The organism is Parafrankia sp. BMG5.11 (assembly GCF_004337455.1).
The window spans coordinates 1-15,944 of sequence record NZ_SJXI01000159.1; the positions used below are offsets into that span (position 1 = coordinate 1).

Annotated in this window: 12 protein-coding genes and 3 pseudogenes; 9 read left to right on the top strand and 6 right to left on the bottom strand. The window is 70.2% G+C overall.

Annotation, left to right across the window (positions count from 1 at the left end; genetic code table 11):
* From E0504_RS48245 to E0504_RS48255, 3 genes and pseudogenes are all read right to left on the bottom strand, one after another.
* Positions 1-277: GntR family transcriptional regulator (locus tag E0504_RS48245; protein ID WP_131627920.1), on the bottom strand; the 277-nt coding region annotated here is incomplete at its 3' end.
* 72 nt (positions 278-349) lie between these two features.
* Positions 350-1,386 (bottom strand): annotated as a pseudogene (locus tag E0504_RS48250) (phosphotransferase family protein).
* Entirely contained in the window at positions 1,383-2,687 is a 1,305-nt protein-coding gene (locus E0504_RS48255) for an acyl-CoA dehydrogenase family protein (RefSeq protein ID WP_112105390.1), read from the bottom strand. The pseudogene E0504_RS48250 and the gene E0504_RS48255 overlap by 4 nt, the downstream one beginning before the upstream one ends.
* A gap of 59 nt (positions 2,688-2,746) precedes the next feature.
* On the opposite strand from E0504_RS48255, the gene E0504_RS48260 reads away from it, so the two are divergent.
* The 3 genes from E0504_RS48260 (at position 2,747) to E0504_RS48270 (ending at position 6,260) form a co-directional block, all read left to right on the top strand.
* Positions 2,747-4,516, top strand: a complete 1,770-nt coding sequence (locus E0504_RS48260; protein ID WP_131627922.1) for an OB-fold domain-containing protein — start codon at positions 2,747-2,749, stop codon at positions 4,514-4,516.
* 8 nt (positions 4,517-4,524) lie between these two features.
* Positions 4,525-5,124 carry a hotdog domain-containing protein gene (locus tag E0504_RS48265; protein WP_235013778.1) on the top strand — a complete coding sequence of 200 codons (600 nt, stop codon included), beginning with the start codon at positions 4,525-4,527 and terminating at the stop codon, positions 5,122-5,124.
* 224 nt (positions 5,125-5,348) lie between these two features.
* Positions 5,349-6,260: an ADP-ribosylglycohydrolase family protein gene (locus tag E0504_RS48270; RefSeq protein WP_131627924.1), complete on the top strand. Its 912-nt coding sequence runs from the start codon at positions 5,349-5,351 to the stop codon at positions 6,258-6,260.
* A 308-nt stretch (positions 6,261-6,568) separates the two neighbouring features.
* On the opposite strand, the pseudogene E0504_RS53890 reads toward E0504_RS48270, so the two are convergent.
* Positions 6,569-7,413, bottom strand: a pseudogene (locus E0504_RS53890) (toll/interleukin-1 receptor domain-containing protein).
* 33 nt (positions 7,414-7,446) lie between these two features.
* Here E0504_RS53890 and E0504_RS48280 point away from each other — a divergent pair.
* Complete coding sequence (locus E0504_RS48280; RefSeq protein ID WP_112105388.1) at positions 7,447-7,743, top strand: hypothetical protein; 297 nt, start codon at positions 7,447-7,449, stop codon at positions 7,741-7,743.
* 95 nt (positions 7,744-7,838) lie between these two features.
* Here the strand turns inward: E0504_RS48280 and E0504_RS48285 are convergent, their stop codons facing one another.
* Positions 7,839-8,639, bottom strand: a complete 801-nt coding sequence (locus E0504_RS48285) for a CAP domain-containing protein (RefSeq protein WP_131627926.1) — start codon at positions 8,637-8,639, stop codon at positions 7,839-7,841.
* Positions 8,640-9,742: 1,103 nt separating this feature from the next.
* On the opposite strand from E0504_RS48285, the gene E0504_RS51055 reads away from it, so the two are divergent.
* The 3 genes from E0504_RS51055 to E0504_RS48300 are packed head-to-tail and all read left to right on the top strand — an operon-like array spanning position 9,743 to position 13,138.
* The gene (locus tag E0504_RS51055; protein WP_165938869.1) at positions 9,743-10,477 is read left to right on the top strand and encodes a hypothetical protein; all 735 of its coding nucleotides are present in this window, start codon (positions 9,743-9,745) and stop codon (positions 10,475-10,477) included.
* Complete coding sequence (locus tag E0504_RS48295) at positions 10,461-12,836, top strand: WD40 repeat domain-containing protein (protein ID WP_131627928.1); 2,376 nt, start codon at positions 10,461-10,463, stop codon at positions 12,834-12,836. The genes E0504_RS51055 and E0504_RS48295 overlap by 17 nt, the downstream gene beginning before the upstream one ends.
* Entirely contained in the window at positions 12,809-13,138 is a 330-nt protein-coding gene (locus E0504_RS48300; RefSeq protein ID WP_160144308.1) for a hypothetical protein, read from the top strand. Before E0504_RS48295 ends, E0504_RS48300 begins: the two co-directional genes overlap by 28 nt.
* Here E0504_RS48300 and E0504_RS48305 read toward each other — a convergent pair.
* Positions 13,074-13,688: an RNase adapter RapZ gene (locus E0504_RS48305; RefSeq protein ID WP_243657986.1), complete on the bottom strand. Its 615-nt coding sequence runs from the start codon at positions 13,686-13,688 to the stop codon at positions 13,074-13,076. The two genes, E0504_RS48300 and E0504_RS48305, sit on opposite strands and share 65 nt — an antisense overlap.
* Before the next feature lie 231 nt (positions 13,689-13,919).
* On the opposite strand from E0504_RS48305, the pseudogene E0504_RS48310 reads away from it, so the two are divergent.
* Together E0504_RS48310 and E0504_RS48315 are read left to right on the top strand one after the other, a co-directional pair.
* Positions 13,920-15,027: pseudogene (locus E0504_RS48310) on the top strand (IS3 family transposase).
* Positions 15,028-15,362: 335 nt separating this feature from the next.
* On the top strand, positions 15,363-15,794 hold the full coding sequence (locus tag E0504_RS48315; RefSeq protein ID WP_131627930.1) for a hypothetical protein: 432 nt from the start codon (positions 15,363-15,365) through the stop codon (positions 15,792-15,794).
* The last annotated feature ends 150 nt before the right edge of the window (positions 15,795-15,944 follow it).

The window sequence follows — 15,944 nt, forward strand, 5'->3', positions numbered from 1 at the left end:
CCTCGACGGTGACCTCGGCGACAAAGGCGCCGCGCCGGGGCACGGCGTCCACGAAGCCCTTCTGCGCGAGTTCGATGAGGGCCTCGCGGACCGGGGCCCGGCTGATCCCGAGCGCGTCGGCGACCTCATCCTGATCGATCTTGCTGCGCGGCGGCAGCGCACGAGAGACGATCGCCTCCCGGATGAAGCTGGCCGCCTCGTCCTTGAGGTTGCCGTAGCGCCGCCGACCCGAGGCGAGCAGCCGGATCGCGCTCGGGTCAGCGTCACGTGTCGTCACGGGAGGCTCACGTGGCCGTCCGGGGCGGGCGCCCTCGGCGCGGGCGTTCGCCCGTCATGTCCGCATCCTCTGTCACGACACCGCGGGATAGTCGCTCGATGCGGCGGTCTCCGCCGCTTCCTTCATGTACCTGACCACGTAGCCTCCGAAGTCCTCGAGCTTCGGGTCACCGTTCGCGCGTTGGTAGCCCTGCTCCAGGACGGTCGCCAGCTTCCATTTTGCCAGCACCAGGTAGTAGTCGAAGTCATCCACCTGCCGGCCGGAGCGCTCCGCGTAGAACGCGAGGAGCTTCGAGCGGGGCGGCATGCCGACGAGGTACTCGTTGTCCGAGGGGCCGGTGGGGTCCTCCGGCCAGCTGTGCAGTGCCCAGGCGACGTCCAGCTTCGGGTCGCCGACGGTGCCCATCTCCCAGTCGAGGATGGCCGCGAGCCGGGCCGGCGTGCCGTGCCGGAACATGACGTTCGGGAACTGGTAGTCACCGTGCATGATCCCGGGGACGAAGTCGAGCGGCCGGTGGCACGCCAGCCACCGGGTCGCCTCGTCGAGCCCGGGGACCTCCCGGGCCCGGATCCGCTCGTAGAAGCGGATCCAGCGCGCGACCTGCCGGTCGTGGTAGCCGTCGGGACGGCCGAGGTCGCCCAGGCCGCGGGCCCGCCAGTCGAGGGCGCCCATCTTCACGATGCCGTCGATGAGCTCGTAGGCCAGCCCGCCGCGCGCCTCGAGGTCGGTGTCGAACGGCGGCGCCCACCAGCCCGGCGTGTTCATCACCGACCAGCCGTCGACGACATCCATCAGGTAGAAGGGACGGCCGATCACGCTCGGGTCCGCGCAGGCGGCGATACCGTCGGCGACGGGCACGTCGGTACCGGTGAGCGCCTCGATGATCCGCCACTCGCGCAGGATCCCGGCGTCGCGCTCGGCCGGTGCCGCGGCGGGCGGCTTGCGCAGCGCGGCGCGGCGCGGAACTCGCCCCGGCTGACCTCGAAGATCTCGTTCTGCCGGCCCCCGGAGAGCAGCCGCACCTGGACGGGCAGGCCCTGGGTGTCCAGCCACCGGCCGAGCGCGTCGACGTCGAGCGCCGAGCCGGTGTCGCTCGCCACCTGGCTCACTGGTCCGCGCCCGCGGGCTCGAGGAACTCGGCCCACTTCTTGCGCGCGGCCTCCTGGCGCAGCGGCAGCCACTGCGTCGGCCACAGGCCCTCGGTCGGCGTTCCCTGCCTGAGCACAGCGCGGGCGACCGTCACCCGGTGGATCTCGCTGGGGCCGTCCGCCAGGCCCAGGATCATCGAGCCGGAGAACCACTCGTTGAGCGGCAGGTCGTTCGTCGTCCCGAGCGCGCCGTGCACCTGCAGCGCCCGCTGGGTGATGTTGTGCATGACCTGCGGGGTCAGCACCTTCACCGCGGCGATGTCGTGCCGGACGGCCCGGTAGTCCTTCAGTTTGTCGATGCGCCACGCCACGTACAGCACGAAGAGCCGGAACTGGGTGAGCTCGGCGTAGGAGTCGGCGAGATAGTTCTGCACCGACTGCTTCTCGCTCAGCCGGCTGCCCTTCGTCTCGCGGCTCAGGGCCCGCTCGACCATCATGTCCAGCGCCCGGCGGGCCTGGCTCACGGTGCGCATCGCGTGGTGGATCCGCCCGCCGCCGAGCCGGGTCTGGCTGATCGCGAAGGCCTGCCCCTCGCCACCCAGCACGTTCTCGACCGGCACCCGGACGTCGGTGAAGCGGACGAGGCCGTGCGTGCCCTGACCGGGCACATCCTGCCCGAACAGGGCCATGTTGCGCTCGATCTCGATGCCGGGGGTGTCGCTCGGCACGATGAACATCGACGCGCCGTGGTGGATGCCGACGTCGGGGTTGGTGACCGCCATGACCAGGTAGAACGAGGCCCACTTGGCGTGCGAGGCGAAGAACTTCAGGCCGTTGATCACCCAGCCGTCGCCGTCCCGCTCGGCCCGGGTGGTGAACATGCCCGGGTCGGAGCCGCCCTGCGGCTCGGTCATCGCGAAGCAGGAGACGATGTCGCCGTCGAGCAGCGGCTGGAGGTAGAGCCGCTTCTGCTCCTCCGTGCCGTAGTGGGCGAGGATCTCGGCGTTACCGGTGTCGGGCGCCGCCGTACCGAAGATCACCGGCCCCCAGGCCGCCCGGCCGATGATCTCGTTGAGCAGGGCGAGCTTCACCTGGCCGTAACCCTGGCCGCCGAGCTCCTGGCCTAGGTGGCAGGCCCACAGGCCCTGGTCGCGGACCTGCTGCTTGAGCGGGCCGACGATGCGCCCGATGACCGGGTCGATCGGCCGCTCGAAGACCTGGTGCCGCCACAGGGCGTCGAGGGGCTCGACCTCCTCCCGGACGAAACGCTCCGCCCAGTCCAGCTTCTCCTGGTACTCCGGCTCGGTCTCGAACTCCCACACGGCGCGCCTCCAGCGATCCCGGGATTGCTTTCTCAAGTCGACAATATATTATTTGGCAGGTGACGAGCAACGCCTCCCCCTCGACGCCGCGGCCGCTGCCGGCGGTGGACGATCTCAACGCCTTCTACTGGTCCGCGGGCCGCGACGGCGTTCTGCGGTTCCAGCGCTGCCAGGACTGCGCCTCGCTGGTACACCCGCCCCAGCCGGTCTGCTGCTACTGCCACTCCGACCGTCTCGGGGTCACCGAGGTCAGCGGCCGCGGAACGGTCATCGGCGTCACCGTCAACCACCAGCCGTGGGAACCGGCCTTCCCTCCCCCGTTCGTCGTCGCGTCCGTCGCGATCGACGAGGATCCACGGGTCCGCGTGATCACCGGTCTGGTGGACATCCCGACCGAGGACGCGGCCGTCGGGCTGCGCGTCCACGTGCGGTTCGAGCAGGCCGAGGACGTGTGGCTCCCGGTCTTCGCCCCGGTGCCGGGGGAACCGGGGCCGGCGGAGACCGCGTCAGAGGAACCGGGCCCGGCGCAGGGCGACGAATCGCGACGGGGCCTGGTGTTCGGGCCTCTCCCCGACGACGTCATCGCCCCGGCGGAGCACGCGCGCCACGTGCGGCCGATGGTCCGCGCCGACAAGTTCGAGGACCGGGTGGCGATCACCGGGATCGGTATGTCCCCGGTCGGCCGGCGGCTGATGCTGCCGCCGCTCACGCTGGCCGCGGCCGCGGCCAGGGCGGCGGTCGCCGACGCCGGCCTGGAGCTGTCCGACATCGACGGACTCTCCACCTTCCCCGGAGGGGAGCTGATCGGCGGCTTCACCGAGGGCGGGGTGACCGCGCTCGCCGACACTCTCGGCATCCGGCCCACCTGGTACAACGGCGGCTCGGAGACGTTCGGCCCCGGCGGCGCCGTCGTCGCGGCCATGCTCGCGGTGGCCGGCGGCCTCGCCCGCCACGTCCTGTGCTTCCGTACCGTGTGGCAGTCCACCTACGCCGCCCAACAGCGGGCCGCCAACCCCGGCGGCAGCAGCCCGTACGGCATCGGCGGTCGCGGCGGCCGGATCATGGGGCCGCAGGGGTACATCGCGCCGTACGGCGTGGGTTCCGTCGCCATCAACCTCGCGATGATCGCCTCGAACTACTTCCGCCGCTACGGCGCGACCCGCGAGGCCCTGGGCTGGATCGCGATCAACCAGCGGGCGAACGCCGCGCTCAACCCGCAGGCCGTCTACCGCGACCCGATGACGATGGGCGACTACCTGAACGCCCGGATGATCACCACCCCGTTCGGCCTCTACGACTGCGACGTCCCGATGGACGCGAGCCTCGCCGTGATCGTGTCCGCGGTGGAGACCGCCCACGACCTGGCCAGCCCACCCGTGTTCGTCGAGGCGGTCGGCACGCAGATCACGGAACGGTTCCTCTGGCACCAGAGCACGACGAGCCACGAACCGCAGACGCTCGGCCCGTCCGCGCATCTGTGGTCGCGCGCGTCGCTGCGGCCCGCCGACGTCCAGGTCGCGCAGCTCTACGACGGCTTCACCTTCAACTGCCTGTCCTGGCTGGAAGCCATGGGATTCTGTGGCATCGGCGAAGCCGCCGACTTCGTCGCCGGCGGCCACAACATCGCGCGCAAGGGAGGCGTCGTCGCGCTCAACACCCACGGCGGCCAGCTCTCGGCCGGCCGCACCCACGGCATGGGCATGATCCACGAGGCGGTCGTCCAACTACGCGGCCAGGGCGGCGCGCGCCAGGTCGACGGCTGCTCCGTCGCCGCCGTCAGCACCGGCGGGCTCGCCCCCGCCGGCGCGATGCTGCTATGCCGGTCCTAGGAGAAGTCGTGACGGAGAACCAGCGGGCGCCGGACGAGACGGCCGGCGGGCTGGAGCCCGAGTTCGCCCGGATGCTCGACGCCCTACGGGTCCTGCAGGACACCGCGAGCGGCGTCGACCTGCCGGCCGACGTGGCGCGAAACGCCAGCCTGGACATCGAGCGGCTCAGCGGACTCCTGAAGCCCTACCTGGTGGCCGACACCCTGCAGGCCGCCGGCCGGACCCCCGGTATCGGGGGCCGCGCGCACGCGCTGCTGCCGATGGTGCACGTCGACGAGGCCGACGACAACCGCCTCGTCGGGCACGTCACGTTCGGCCGGTACTACCTCGGCGGCTTCGGCGCGGCCCACGGGGGCGCCATCCCCCTGATGTTCGACGAGATCATGGGGCGGCTCTCGAACGCGGGCGGCCGGCCGATGGCGCGGACGGCCTACCTCAACGTCAACTTCCGCGCCGTCACCCCGATCGACGTCCGGCTCCGCGTCGAGGTCCGGCACGACCGGGAGGAGGGCCGCAAGCGGTTCCTGACCGCCGCGCTCTACGACGGTGAGACCGTGACGGCCGACGCCACCGCCCTGTTCATCACCCTCAAGCCTGGTCAGCGCTAGCGTTCGGGGACCGCGGGCTGATCCACGGCGTGGGAAAGGGCATGGCCCGGCGCTCTACTGGTCGGATCCGTCGGTAATGCTGGAGATGTTCGGCGCCGAAGGCGTCGTCCGTTCCGCGGAGCTGGTGACCGCGCTGCGCCGGCGCGGCATCCGCCTCAGCGTCAAGGTCGACGGCGCCGACTGGACCTGAGTCGCACCCCAGCACCGACCAGAAGGGCACACCGATGACGACACCGACCCCCCAGCAACGTGTCCACGGCGCGCTGCTGGGACTGGCCGCCGGCGACGCGCTCGGCGCCACCCTGGAATTCATGCCCCCCGAGGAGATCAGGCGCCGCCACGGCGTCCACACCGAGATCACCGGGGGCGGGGCGTTCGGGTGGCGTCCCGGGCAGGGCACCGACGACACCGACCTGACGATCGCCGTGGCCCGCGCCTACGCCGACGGCTACCAGCTCGGCGCGGTGACCGAGCACTTCCTGCGCTGGTACCGGGGACGTCCCCGCGACATCGGCGGCATGACCGCAGCCTCCCTGGGTCGCATCGCCGACGGCGAGGAGCCGCCGGCCGCCGGCGCCGGCAACGGCAGCCTCATGCGCGCCCTGCCCACCGGCCTCGCCCGCTCCCACCCGGACCGGTGCGCCCGCGAAGCCGCCGAGATCAGCGCCGTCACCCACGCCGATCCCCGCTGCGTGCACGCCTGCGTCGCCTACACCGCGATCGTCTCCGCCCTCGTCGAGGGCACACCGGTCCCCGAAGCCCTCCAGGCAGGACGCGACACCACCCCCACCGTCCCCGCCCCCGAGGTCGACGCCGCCCTCGCCACCTCCGCCGCGACATCGTTGACCGACCTGCCCACCACGGGATACGTCGTGCACTCCCTCGCCGTGGCCGTCTGGGCCCTCCAACAGCCCGACTCGCTGGAGGACCTCCTCGTCGCGGTCGTCAACCGCGGCGACGACGCCGACACCACCGGTGCCATCACCGGCGGCCTCCTCGGCGCCCGCGACGGCGCCCCGGCCGTGCCCACCCGTTGGGCGCAGCAGCTGGAATACGCCCCGGAGATCAGCGAGCTCGCCCCGGCGCTGCACGCCCTGCGCAGCCACCACCCCAGCGCGGAGCCGCTACAGGCATGACCAGCGACTCCGCGCGCGAGCGTGACAGCTTCGTCTGGACCGACCCGGACACCGGACTCCTCGACCAGATCGGCCGCCCGGCAGCACGCTGAATGGCGACCAATCCGAGTGTCGACACCGTACATGCGATAGACGCAGGTAGGGCGGCCGGACGGCGAAGGCGGCCCGACTCGTCCTCGCGCCCCCAACCACTACCCGAAAACCACCACCAACTCCCAGAACTGAAGCTGCCCCGATTTCGGGAGTGCCAAGGAAACGGTGATGGTCAGCAGGCTGGCCGCCGGTCCCCACACGAGTCACGGAAGGGGTCAGCGTCCGTGACAGAGCTGTCGTTCTCCGCTCGCCGCCGCCAGCAACCGCCCGCACGCGACCCGCTCGTCCACCCCGAACAGGTCCACCCCGACCCGCTGCCTCGACAACCCCGGCTGTGGGCAGTCCTCCACCCGCACCGGCACCAACCGCCGCTCGACCCCTGACGGATCCGCAGCCCATGCCGCCTGCCACTCCGCCTCCGCATACGCCGAGGTCAAGTAGGCCGCGACACCACCGCCACCGTCCGCGCCGCCACCATCGCCGCCCGGTGCATCTCATACACGAAGTTCGCGCCCGCGGTGAAGTCCCACCCCTGTAGCACCACCACGTGACCGGCCGCTTCCAACTGCCAGGCGACCCACTCCGCCCAACCCCGGTCCGCCGCCGTGTACGACACGAAAAAATCCACCCGCCGCGAAGGAGCTCCGTCACCCGCAGCCGCATCGTCCCGGCCGACCGGTGGGACCCCCGTCCCCACACTCATAACCGCACAACCCTGCCACCCCGACCACGAACCGTCACAGGCCGCCACGCGGACCGGAACCAGCAGCTGTCGGTCCGACACTCGAGAATGAGGCACTTCCCGGGAGCTGGAACCACGTCGAAAGGACATCATTGTGCGTCCGGCCGGGTTCCGTTGGGACCCGCTTCTGCCGCCTCTCGATGTCCAGGGCGCTGGTGTCGGCCGCGACAATTTCTCCGATCGCACGGTCTCCTCGTCGCCCGGCGCCCCGCCCCTTGCCTGCGACACCCAGGACACAATGCGCGACGACGTTGAACGAGGCGGCGGCGTACAACGCCACCACGAGGCACCGGACCAGGAACGGGTCGCGAGCGCCATGTCTGACCTCCCACACCAGAGGAACCCCGCACCATGAAGTGGCAGTGGATCGGCCTGGTCTTCTTCTCCCTCACCGTGCTGCCCGCAGGACTGGCAATGGCCGCCGACCGGGTGCCCCGCCGCCTGCGCGCCAGGCTGGCGCCGGTACGCCCGCGCGGCTGGTCCCTGCTGCTGATGTACTCCGTAGCGCCCTTCAACGCGATCCCGCGTCTGGCCGACGCCTCCCCCGACGTGACTCTTGCCTACACCGCAGCCGGCGTTCTCCTGAGCCTCGCCGGCCTCATGCTGCTGGGCATCGCCGGCCACCGGCACCTGCACCGCCCCCTGTAAGAAGCCCGGCGGCGCCGTTGAGGCCGCCGGGGCGCCGTCGCTGTCCGCTGCCTGCTCGGACGGCGCGGCACCCCGGTTGGGAAGGCTCAGGTCGGTCAGGTGCAGCTGCCGAGGTTCTCGACGAAGGTCCCGGACGGGTCGCCGGTGGCGTTGGGGTCGGCGGACCCGGGCAGGATGGCGATGCGGTGCTCCCGGTAGGTGGGGTTGATCAGCGTGGGCCAGTGGTACGGATCAGTCGCCCACCAGGTGACGACCCCGCGTGGGGTAGGCGGGAACTGCTGCCCCATGCCAGCGGAGGTGAAGGTGTTTTCGGCGATGGCCCAGGTGCCGTTGGGGCAGTAGCCGGCCCCCTTGATCCGGGTGGTGGGGTTGGAACCGGTCTCCGGGTCGATGTGGGTCTTTTTGCCCGCCGGGTCGTTCACCGGGTCCGGGATCCACCACTTCAGCGCGACGGCCCTGGTGGCGTGCCCGGTGGCGGCCTTCCACAGTGGCGTCTGGTAAACACTCCCGCCGTTCGCGGCATAGACGGTCTCGAGTCTCAGTGGAGGCGCCCCGGCGTCGACCCGCACCTTGTTGATCAGGCAGGTCATCGACAGCTCGGAAGTCTCCGCCCGCTGCTGGGTGATGGGCTTGTCGGCGTAGATGCTGTCGCAGTAGTCGATCCGAACGAGCCTCTTCGGGGCGGCCTGGGCGGCCGGCGACTCGGCGGCGGCGAACCCGACGAGGGCGATTGCTGCGGCGACGGCCGAGACGGTGAGCCGACGGAACGGGCGCACATGCTCCCACGTGGACTCTCCGCGCCGCCGGCTGCGGCGCAGTCGATTGATGAGGCGAGCCGGCGGCGCGCCGACGCGGTGTGGTCCGCCTCGTGAATTGTTGACCTGGGTGACGTGCACGGTGGCCTCCATCGGGATGGGTTGGGTCCTGGTAGCTGTTACCGGCGGTCGGTCTCATCGCCTCGGCGCCGAGTCTGGCTTGTTCTCGGTTGTCGCCCTCTTTTTCTGCTCGGCGGACCGTGTCTGGCCGTCCCGCATCACTACGCCGCGTTTCCGGCGGCCGGTGGTCGAATAGGAATCGATGTCGGGTGGCTTTGCTGGCATCGGATGCGTATGAGGTTAGCGGCCGGCGATGCCGTGGCGGCAGGGGTGCGGGCCGGTGTCCTTCCCGAGGGTGCTAGCACCCCGATACCCGTTTACTGTCCAATGGCCGACAGCTGGCTGGAATCCTTCTACCTATGGATCGGGGCCGGTGGCTGTAGCCACCGGGCCATGTGTCGGGCCGGTAGCTGCCGGGTGGGATGGGTGCTGCGGTCGGGGAAAGCCCTCGGCTAGGGAGGGCCTTCCCCGACAAACCTTTTCGGCGTTACCTGCCCCCAAGTTACGGTCGGGGGTTGGCGGTCACCCTCGACGTGCCCCCGCAGCTGTGCCGGATAGTCGTCGCCAACGATCCTGCCGGTTACTTGCCTGCTCCGATCAGAGACGCACTCCGGCGCCGATCCGGCGGAAAAGCGGACGAATGTTTCTTGTCCCGCCCCCGTTACCTCCTTTACGGGCGAGGGGAATTCCTTGCCGGTGGAGCCGTGACGGTGGCTGGCTCGGCTTGACTGGCCGGTCCACCGGTCCACCGGTCCACCGGTCCACCGGTCCACCGGCCCGCGGCCGCACCGATTGGAGTGCCCTGTGCCTCGGCGGGCGGGATCGGCGGCGTGCTGTCGGCGGGGGCCGCACGGTGCCGCCCCCTCGATGGCACCGAGACGACGGCCGCCGGGGTGGACCGCGGCTCGCTCCGTAGGCGGGGCCGCGGTGCTGGGTGGCTGTCGTCGGGTTCATGGGGACCACGGTGGCTGCCGGTCGGCGTGTCCGGCGGTCTCTCCGGACGTATTGCTGGAGGTTCCCGGGCAATGCGCTGGTAGCGCTGGCTATTGTCGGTGTCTGGGGGGTGGCCGGCGGTGCCGGACACCCCGGGTGTGGCCGGGGCGGGGGGCTTGGTGGGTGGCGGTGTGGATCCGCGTCCGGAGTTCGCGGAGCGGCTGCGGGCGCTCAAGGACGCGGCGGGTCTGTCGGACCGTCGCCTTGAGGCGGCCAGTGGTAGGACGCCACGACGCCGGGCGGGTCAGCCGCCGCTGCGACTGAAACGCAGCACTATCGCCGGGATGATCAGTAGGACTCGGCCGGTGCGTCCCGAGCCGGAGCACGTAGAGGTGTTCGTCGACACCTGCATCCGGGTCGCCGGCGAGTCCGACCGGCCCGTGTCCGGCGATCTGGGGGACCGCCACGCCTGGGATGCGGCCTATCGCGACCTGCTGCTGCGGATGGCCGGGGTGCGCAGCGCGAACCGGTCGGCCACCGAGGCGACCAAGCAGCTGCAGCGGATGGAACCGCGGGCCGGCGAGGCCGATAATCACGCCGATTCCGATTCCGATTCCGATTCCGATGGCGGTGCCGCGGAACCGGCGCAGCCCTGCCCGTATCGGGGGCTGGCGGCTTTCGGCCCTGACGATGCCCGGTTGTTCTTCGGTCGGGCACAGCTGACCGCGGATCTCCTCGATCGGGTCGCCGAGAAATGGGCCTGTCCGGGGCCGCTGATGGTGACCGGCCCGTCCGGGTCGGGGAAGTCCTCGCTGCTGCGCGCGGGGCTGATCGCTGCTCTGGACGGGAATGGCCCGCCCGCCCCGGGCCGGCACTCCCTTCGCGGTTTTCAGTCCCGGCGCGGATCCGGTGGCAGAGCTGGCTAAACACCTCGCCGTCCTGACGGTCGGGTTATCCCCAGCCGAGCTGACCGAACACGCGCAGGGCGATCCCGGGCAGCTGCGGGCGGTTGTCCACCGGGCGTTGAACGCCGACGATCCACCGCGGCCGGTCCGTGCGGTCATCATCGTCGACCAGTTTGAGGAGCTGTTCACCGTCTGCCCGGACGAGCAGCAACGCCGGCTGTTCATCGACGTGCTCGACACGCTGTGCGCGGACCCGGTCCAGGAATCCCCAGCGATCGTGGTGTTCGGGATGCGGGCCGATTTCTTCGTGCACTGCGCGGCCTATCCGCAGCTGCTGGCCCCGCTGGAACACCCGGTGGTCATCGGCCCCATGACCAGTGCGCAGCTGCGGGAGGTCATCGAACGCCCGGCCGCGCTGGGCGGCCTCACCCTGCAGGACGGGCTGGCCGACCTGCTGCTGGAAGACCTCGACGCCGACGGCCAGCACACCGGTGTCGAGGGCGTTCTGCCGTTGCTGTCTCATGCCCTGCTCGTCACCTGGCAGCACCGTCAGGGCCGCGAGCTCACCCTGGCCGGCTATCGCGCCGCCGGTGGTGTCACCGGCGCGTTGCAACGCACCGCGGACGCCACCCTCCAGGGCCTCGACGTGGAAGGACGCCACACCGCACGCCGGCTGCTGCTACGGCTGGTCCGCCTCGGTCAGGGAACCGAGGACACCCGCCGTCGGGTGCCGGTTTCCGACCTGCTCCCCCCGGCGACCGCGCCGGAACACGCCACGGCCCGCCAGGTTCTCGACCGGTTCGTGCACGCCCGCCTGGTCACCGTCGACGCCGACACCGTCCAACTCGCGCACGAGGCACTGATCCGCGCCTGGCCCCAGTTACGCAGCTGGATCGACACCGACCGGGCCACCCTCCTGGTCCGCCAGCAGCTGTCCGAGGACACCACCGAATGGCTCGACCACGACCGTGACCCCGCATTCCTCTACCGCGGCACCCGCCTGGCCGCTGCCCGTTCGCTGACCACCACCACCCAGGCTGGCGACCTACCCCCCACCGAAACGGCCTTCCTCCACGCCAGTACCCACGCCGCGAACCGCCGCGCCCGCCGCACCCGGATATTCACCACAGCCGTGGTCATCCTGCTCCTGCTCGCGCTGACCACGGGCAGCCTCGCCGCCGTGCAGTGGCGCCAGGCCATCAACCAAAGCCACCTCGCCGCAGCCCAGGGCCTGGTGAACCTGGCGGACACCCTCGCGGACACCGATCCGCGGACCGCCCTCAAACTCGACCTCGCGGCCGCCGGGATCAGCCGCCAGGCCGGCGCAACCGACCACGTGTCCGCAACCCTGGCCGACAGCCATCTCCGCGCCACCCTCACCGGCCACACCGACAGCGTGAACGCGGTGGCGTTGTCCGCCGACGGGCACACTGCACTCACCGGCGGTTGGGACCGCGCGGCAATCCTGTGGGACCTCACCGATCCGGCGCACCCGGCCCGCGCCACCCTCACCGGCCACACCGACGGCGTGAACGCGGTGGCGTTGTCCACCGAGGGGCGCGTCGCGCTGACCGGCAGCAACGACGGGACGGCGACCCTGTGGGACATCAGCGACCCGGCTCACCCGGCCCGCCGACCCATCCTCACCCGCCACACCGATCCCACAACCGAAGCCGACCGCGTGCTCGCGGTGGCGTTGTCCGCGGACGGACGCACCGCGCTGACTGGCGAAGACCAAGGGGCAAGTGTGTGGGACCTCACCGATTCGGCTCACCCGGCCCGCCGCGCCACCCTCACCGATCACACCAACGGCGTGGCTGCCGTGGCGTTGTCGGGCGACGGGCGCACCGCGCTGACCGGCGGCTGGGACGGCAAAATGATCTTAAGGGATCTCCGTGACCCGGTCGCCCCGGTCATCCGCGCCACCTTCACCGGCCACACCGGCACCTTGTTCGCCGCAGCGTTGTCCGCGGATGGGCGCATCGCGCTGACCGGCAGCGATGACAAGACCGCGATGATGTGGGATCTGAACCTGTCCGGGACCACGCTCACCGATCCCACGGAGTACGCGCAGATGGTGGCATTGTCCGCCGACGGGCACATCGCGGTGACCGGCGACGAGGACAGCCCGACGACCCTGTGGGATGTGACCGATCCGGTGCGACCGGTCCGCCACGGCGCCCTCACCAATCAGATGGAGTACGTGGACGGTGTGGCGTTGTCCGCCGACGGACGCATCGCGCTGACCGCCCCCAGCGAAAACGCCATCGTCTGGGATGTCACGCGTCCTTTCCACCCGGTACGCCACGGCACCCTCGTCGGCGAGCCCGGGGGGCCATGCAGGTGCTCGCGTTGTCCGCCGACGGGCGTACCGCGCTGACTGGCAGCAACGACGGGACGGCGATCCTGTGGGACATCAGCGACCCGGCCCGCCCGGCCCGTCGCTCCACCCTCACCGGCCACACCGAGACTGTGAACACGGTGGCGTTGTCCGCCGACGGGCGCACCGCGCTCATCAACAGCGCCGACGGCAGGGCGATCCTGTGGGACCTGCATCCTCTCGACGAGCTTCTCACTCGCCGCATCGACCGGGCCTGCGCGGCGGCCGGTGGCGGCCTCACTCCAGCCGAGTGGGAGCGTTACATCCCGACCCTCGCCTACCGGACGACCTGCGGGCCGTAGACAGATATCTGGACCGTCGCCGATCCAGCGACGATGAACCCACCCAGATCGCTTCTCCCCCATCCCGGGCCTGCGAGTAGGTAACGGGCGCGCGCGGCGCCAGCTCCCCGGCGGTGAATGTCGATCGGTTCAGGGCCACCCTCGTTGAACGCGGCTGCGTCCGGATGCGCGGGTGACGGGACTGGAGCCGGCGGAGGATGCCCGGCAGGGCGACCGCCACGGAAAGGACGCCGGTTACGGCGGCGGCCCGGTGTCTCCCCCTGCACAGCCCCACCACGACGGTGACCGGACCAGCCGACGGCCCGGCGAGGTAGGCGCGCACCGCCGTCTCGGTGGCATCGAGCAGGCCAGGGATGCCGGGGGTAGCCAGCACCGCGTCAACCACCGGCTGGTCGTGCGCGGTCAGGTCGCGCAGGTCCGGGTCGACGTTGGGGTCCCGGAAGGTGCGCAGGTCCAGGATGAGGTGCGCCGCGGGTGGCGGGCCGTACAGATAGCCGAACGAGACGACGGTGACGTCGTGGATTACGGTGTTTATGTCCGGTCTTGCCACCTGGTGGCGGGCCCGCTGCCGCGGCTGCCTCCGCTCACCACCGCGCGCTCGGGGCCTCTTGATCTGTATCTTTCGGCCGAGGGTGTGCGGGGTTTCCGGACTGTAGATCCGCCAGGAGGTGTGAAGTTGGCCCGTTCCTGTTCACACCTGGGCTCTTTGGGATAATGGTCCCAGGGAGGAGTGCAGGTGCCGAGATCACAACCGCCGTACACGGAGGAGTTCCGCCGGCAGATGGTGGAACTTGTCCGAGCCGGTCACTCGCCAGAGGCGCTGGCCAAGGAATACGGCCCGTCGGGGCCGTCGATCCGTAACTGGGTCCGCCAGGCCGAACAGGAGGAAGGCACGAGGGCCGATGAGCTGTCCGCCGCGGAACGTGACGAGTTGAAAAGACTCCGGAAGGAGAACCGGCAGCTCCGGGAGGAACGCGAGATCCTCCGCAAGGCCACAATTTTCTTCGCGGCGGAGACCGATCAGAAATGAAGTTCGCTCTGATCGACGCGGAGAAAACACACCACCCTGTCTCCGTCCTGGCCCGCGTGCTCGGTGTGTCACGCGAGGGCTACTACGCCTGGCGCCGCCGTGGCGGCCAGTCCGCTCGGGTCGCCGACGACCAGACCCTGACCACGAAGATCACCGCGGTGCATGCGGCGTCCCGGGCGACCTACGGCGCCCCACGCGTGCACCCCGACCTGGCCGCCGCGGGTGTCCGGACCAGCCGCAAGCGCGTCGCCCGACTGATGAGACAGGCCGGCCTGCAAGGGGTCCACCGCCGCCCACCTGCCACCCGACCTGGTCGGACGCGACTTCGCCCCCCACACCGAACCGGGTCTGGACGGCCGGCGTCACCTACGTCCCGACGGGGCAGGGCTGGCTGTACCTCGCGGTCGTCCTCGACCTGTACGCCCGCAAGATCGTCGGATGGTCCATGTCCGACGAGCAGAAGACCCCGCTCGTCGCCGACACCCTCACCATGGCCCTCCAGCACCGCCGGCCCGCCCCCGGCGTCATTCACCATTCCGCCCAAGGCACCCAAGGCCGCCCAATACACGTCGGACGCCTACCATCGCGTCCTGAAACGCCACGGTGCACGCCCGTCGGTCGGCGCCACCGGCGTGTGCTGGGACAACTCGGCGGCGGAGTCGTTCTTCGGCACCCTCAAGAACGAACTTGTCTACCGGGAAACCTTGTCACCCGCCGCGCCGCGCGTACCGCGATTGCCGAGTACATCGAGGTCTTCTACAACCGACAGCGACTCCACTCCACGCTCGACTACTGCACCCCAGAACACATCGAGCGCATATACCACGCAAACCAGACCTCGGCGAAGGAAGCAGCATAAAGCTGGTATAATCCTGCTACGTCGATGTCCGAGAAACGGGCAGCACCTCACCCGGTACTCGTCCGCGACCTGGGCTGGGTCCGGTTTTGATAGCCAGGGCGGGTTTCGTTCGATGCGCCTTCGCTTCACGCAGTACAAGAGTCCCTCGGGAAGGTGTGCTGGCTCCGTCCGGATGCCGGTCGACCACCCCCGAACCCATTCTCAGTTTTTCATCCTTTTATGCTAATAAATTTTCTACGCCAAGTAGTTAAATTACTACTCCACGTAATGGTTGGGGTAGGGTGGAAGCTGTGTCAACCGCCGCCGCCCACAGACCACGATCCTGGTGGCGGTTGATGGTTGCGGCGGTACTTGCCCTGGTCTGTGTACCGCTGTGTCCCGGCCAGAGCGAGGCGGCGTCATACACCATCTCAAGTGACACGCTCGGCGCGGTTCTCACGGCGGACGGCTCGTTTCATCAGGGGACCGGCGCCCGCGGTGTGCCCTATCAGGACGATGCCCGCACCCTCGCCGGCCCCGATAGCGATCACGAGATCGAGCGCCCGGCTACACCACCCCAACATGATCATCGTTCCTGTGGGCCGGATGACGTGAACCTGCTCGGCGTGCAGCCGGCATCGGCACCTGCACCGAATTCGGTTTCCACGTCAAAGGCCGAGGTGGCGGCGTGGTCTACACAGCCTCGGCCGACGGCCGCAATCGTCGGCGAGATCTGCGTGTTAGCAGGTGCCGAGTTGCTCGTGCAGGTGGGTGTGTCGCGACGGTGACGGGTCACCGCGGCGCCTGACACAGCACCGTGCCCCGCTTCCCTCCTTCTGCGCGTGAGCACGCAGGCGGTGGAGGCGGTCGCGGTGCGGATGTCGGGCGCACTCGGATGCCGATGACCGTTTCCGCGTCGCGATATAAGGACTTTCGAC

What these genes read in the sequence shown, in the direction of transcription:
- E0504_RS48315 (WP_131627930.1), top strand. Translation starts at nt 15,363, where the DNA reads ATGGTTGCGGCGGTACTTGCCCTGGTCTGTGTACCGCTGTGTCCCGGC.
- E0504_RS48270 (WP_131627924.1), top strand. Translation starts at nt 5,349, where the DNA reads ATGACGACACCGACCCCCCAGCAACGTGTCCACGGCGCGCTGCTGGGA.
- E0504_RS48280 (WP_112105388.1), top strand. Translation starts at nt 7,447, where the DNA reads ATGAAGTGGCAGTGGATCGGCCTGGTCTTCTTCTCCCTCACCGTGCTG.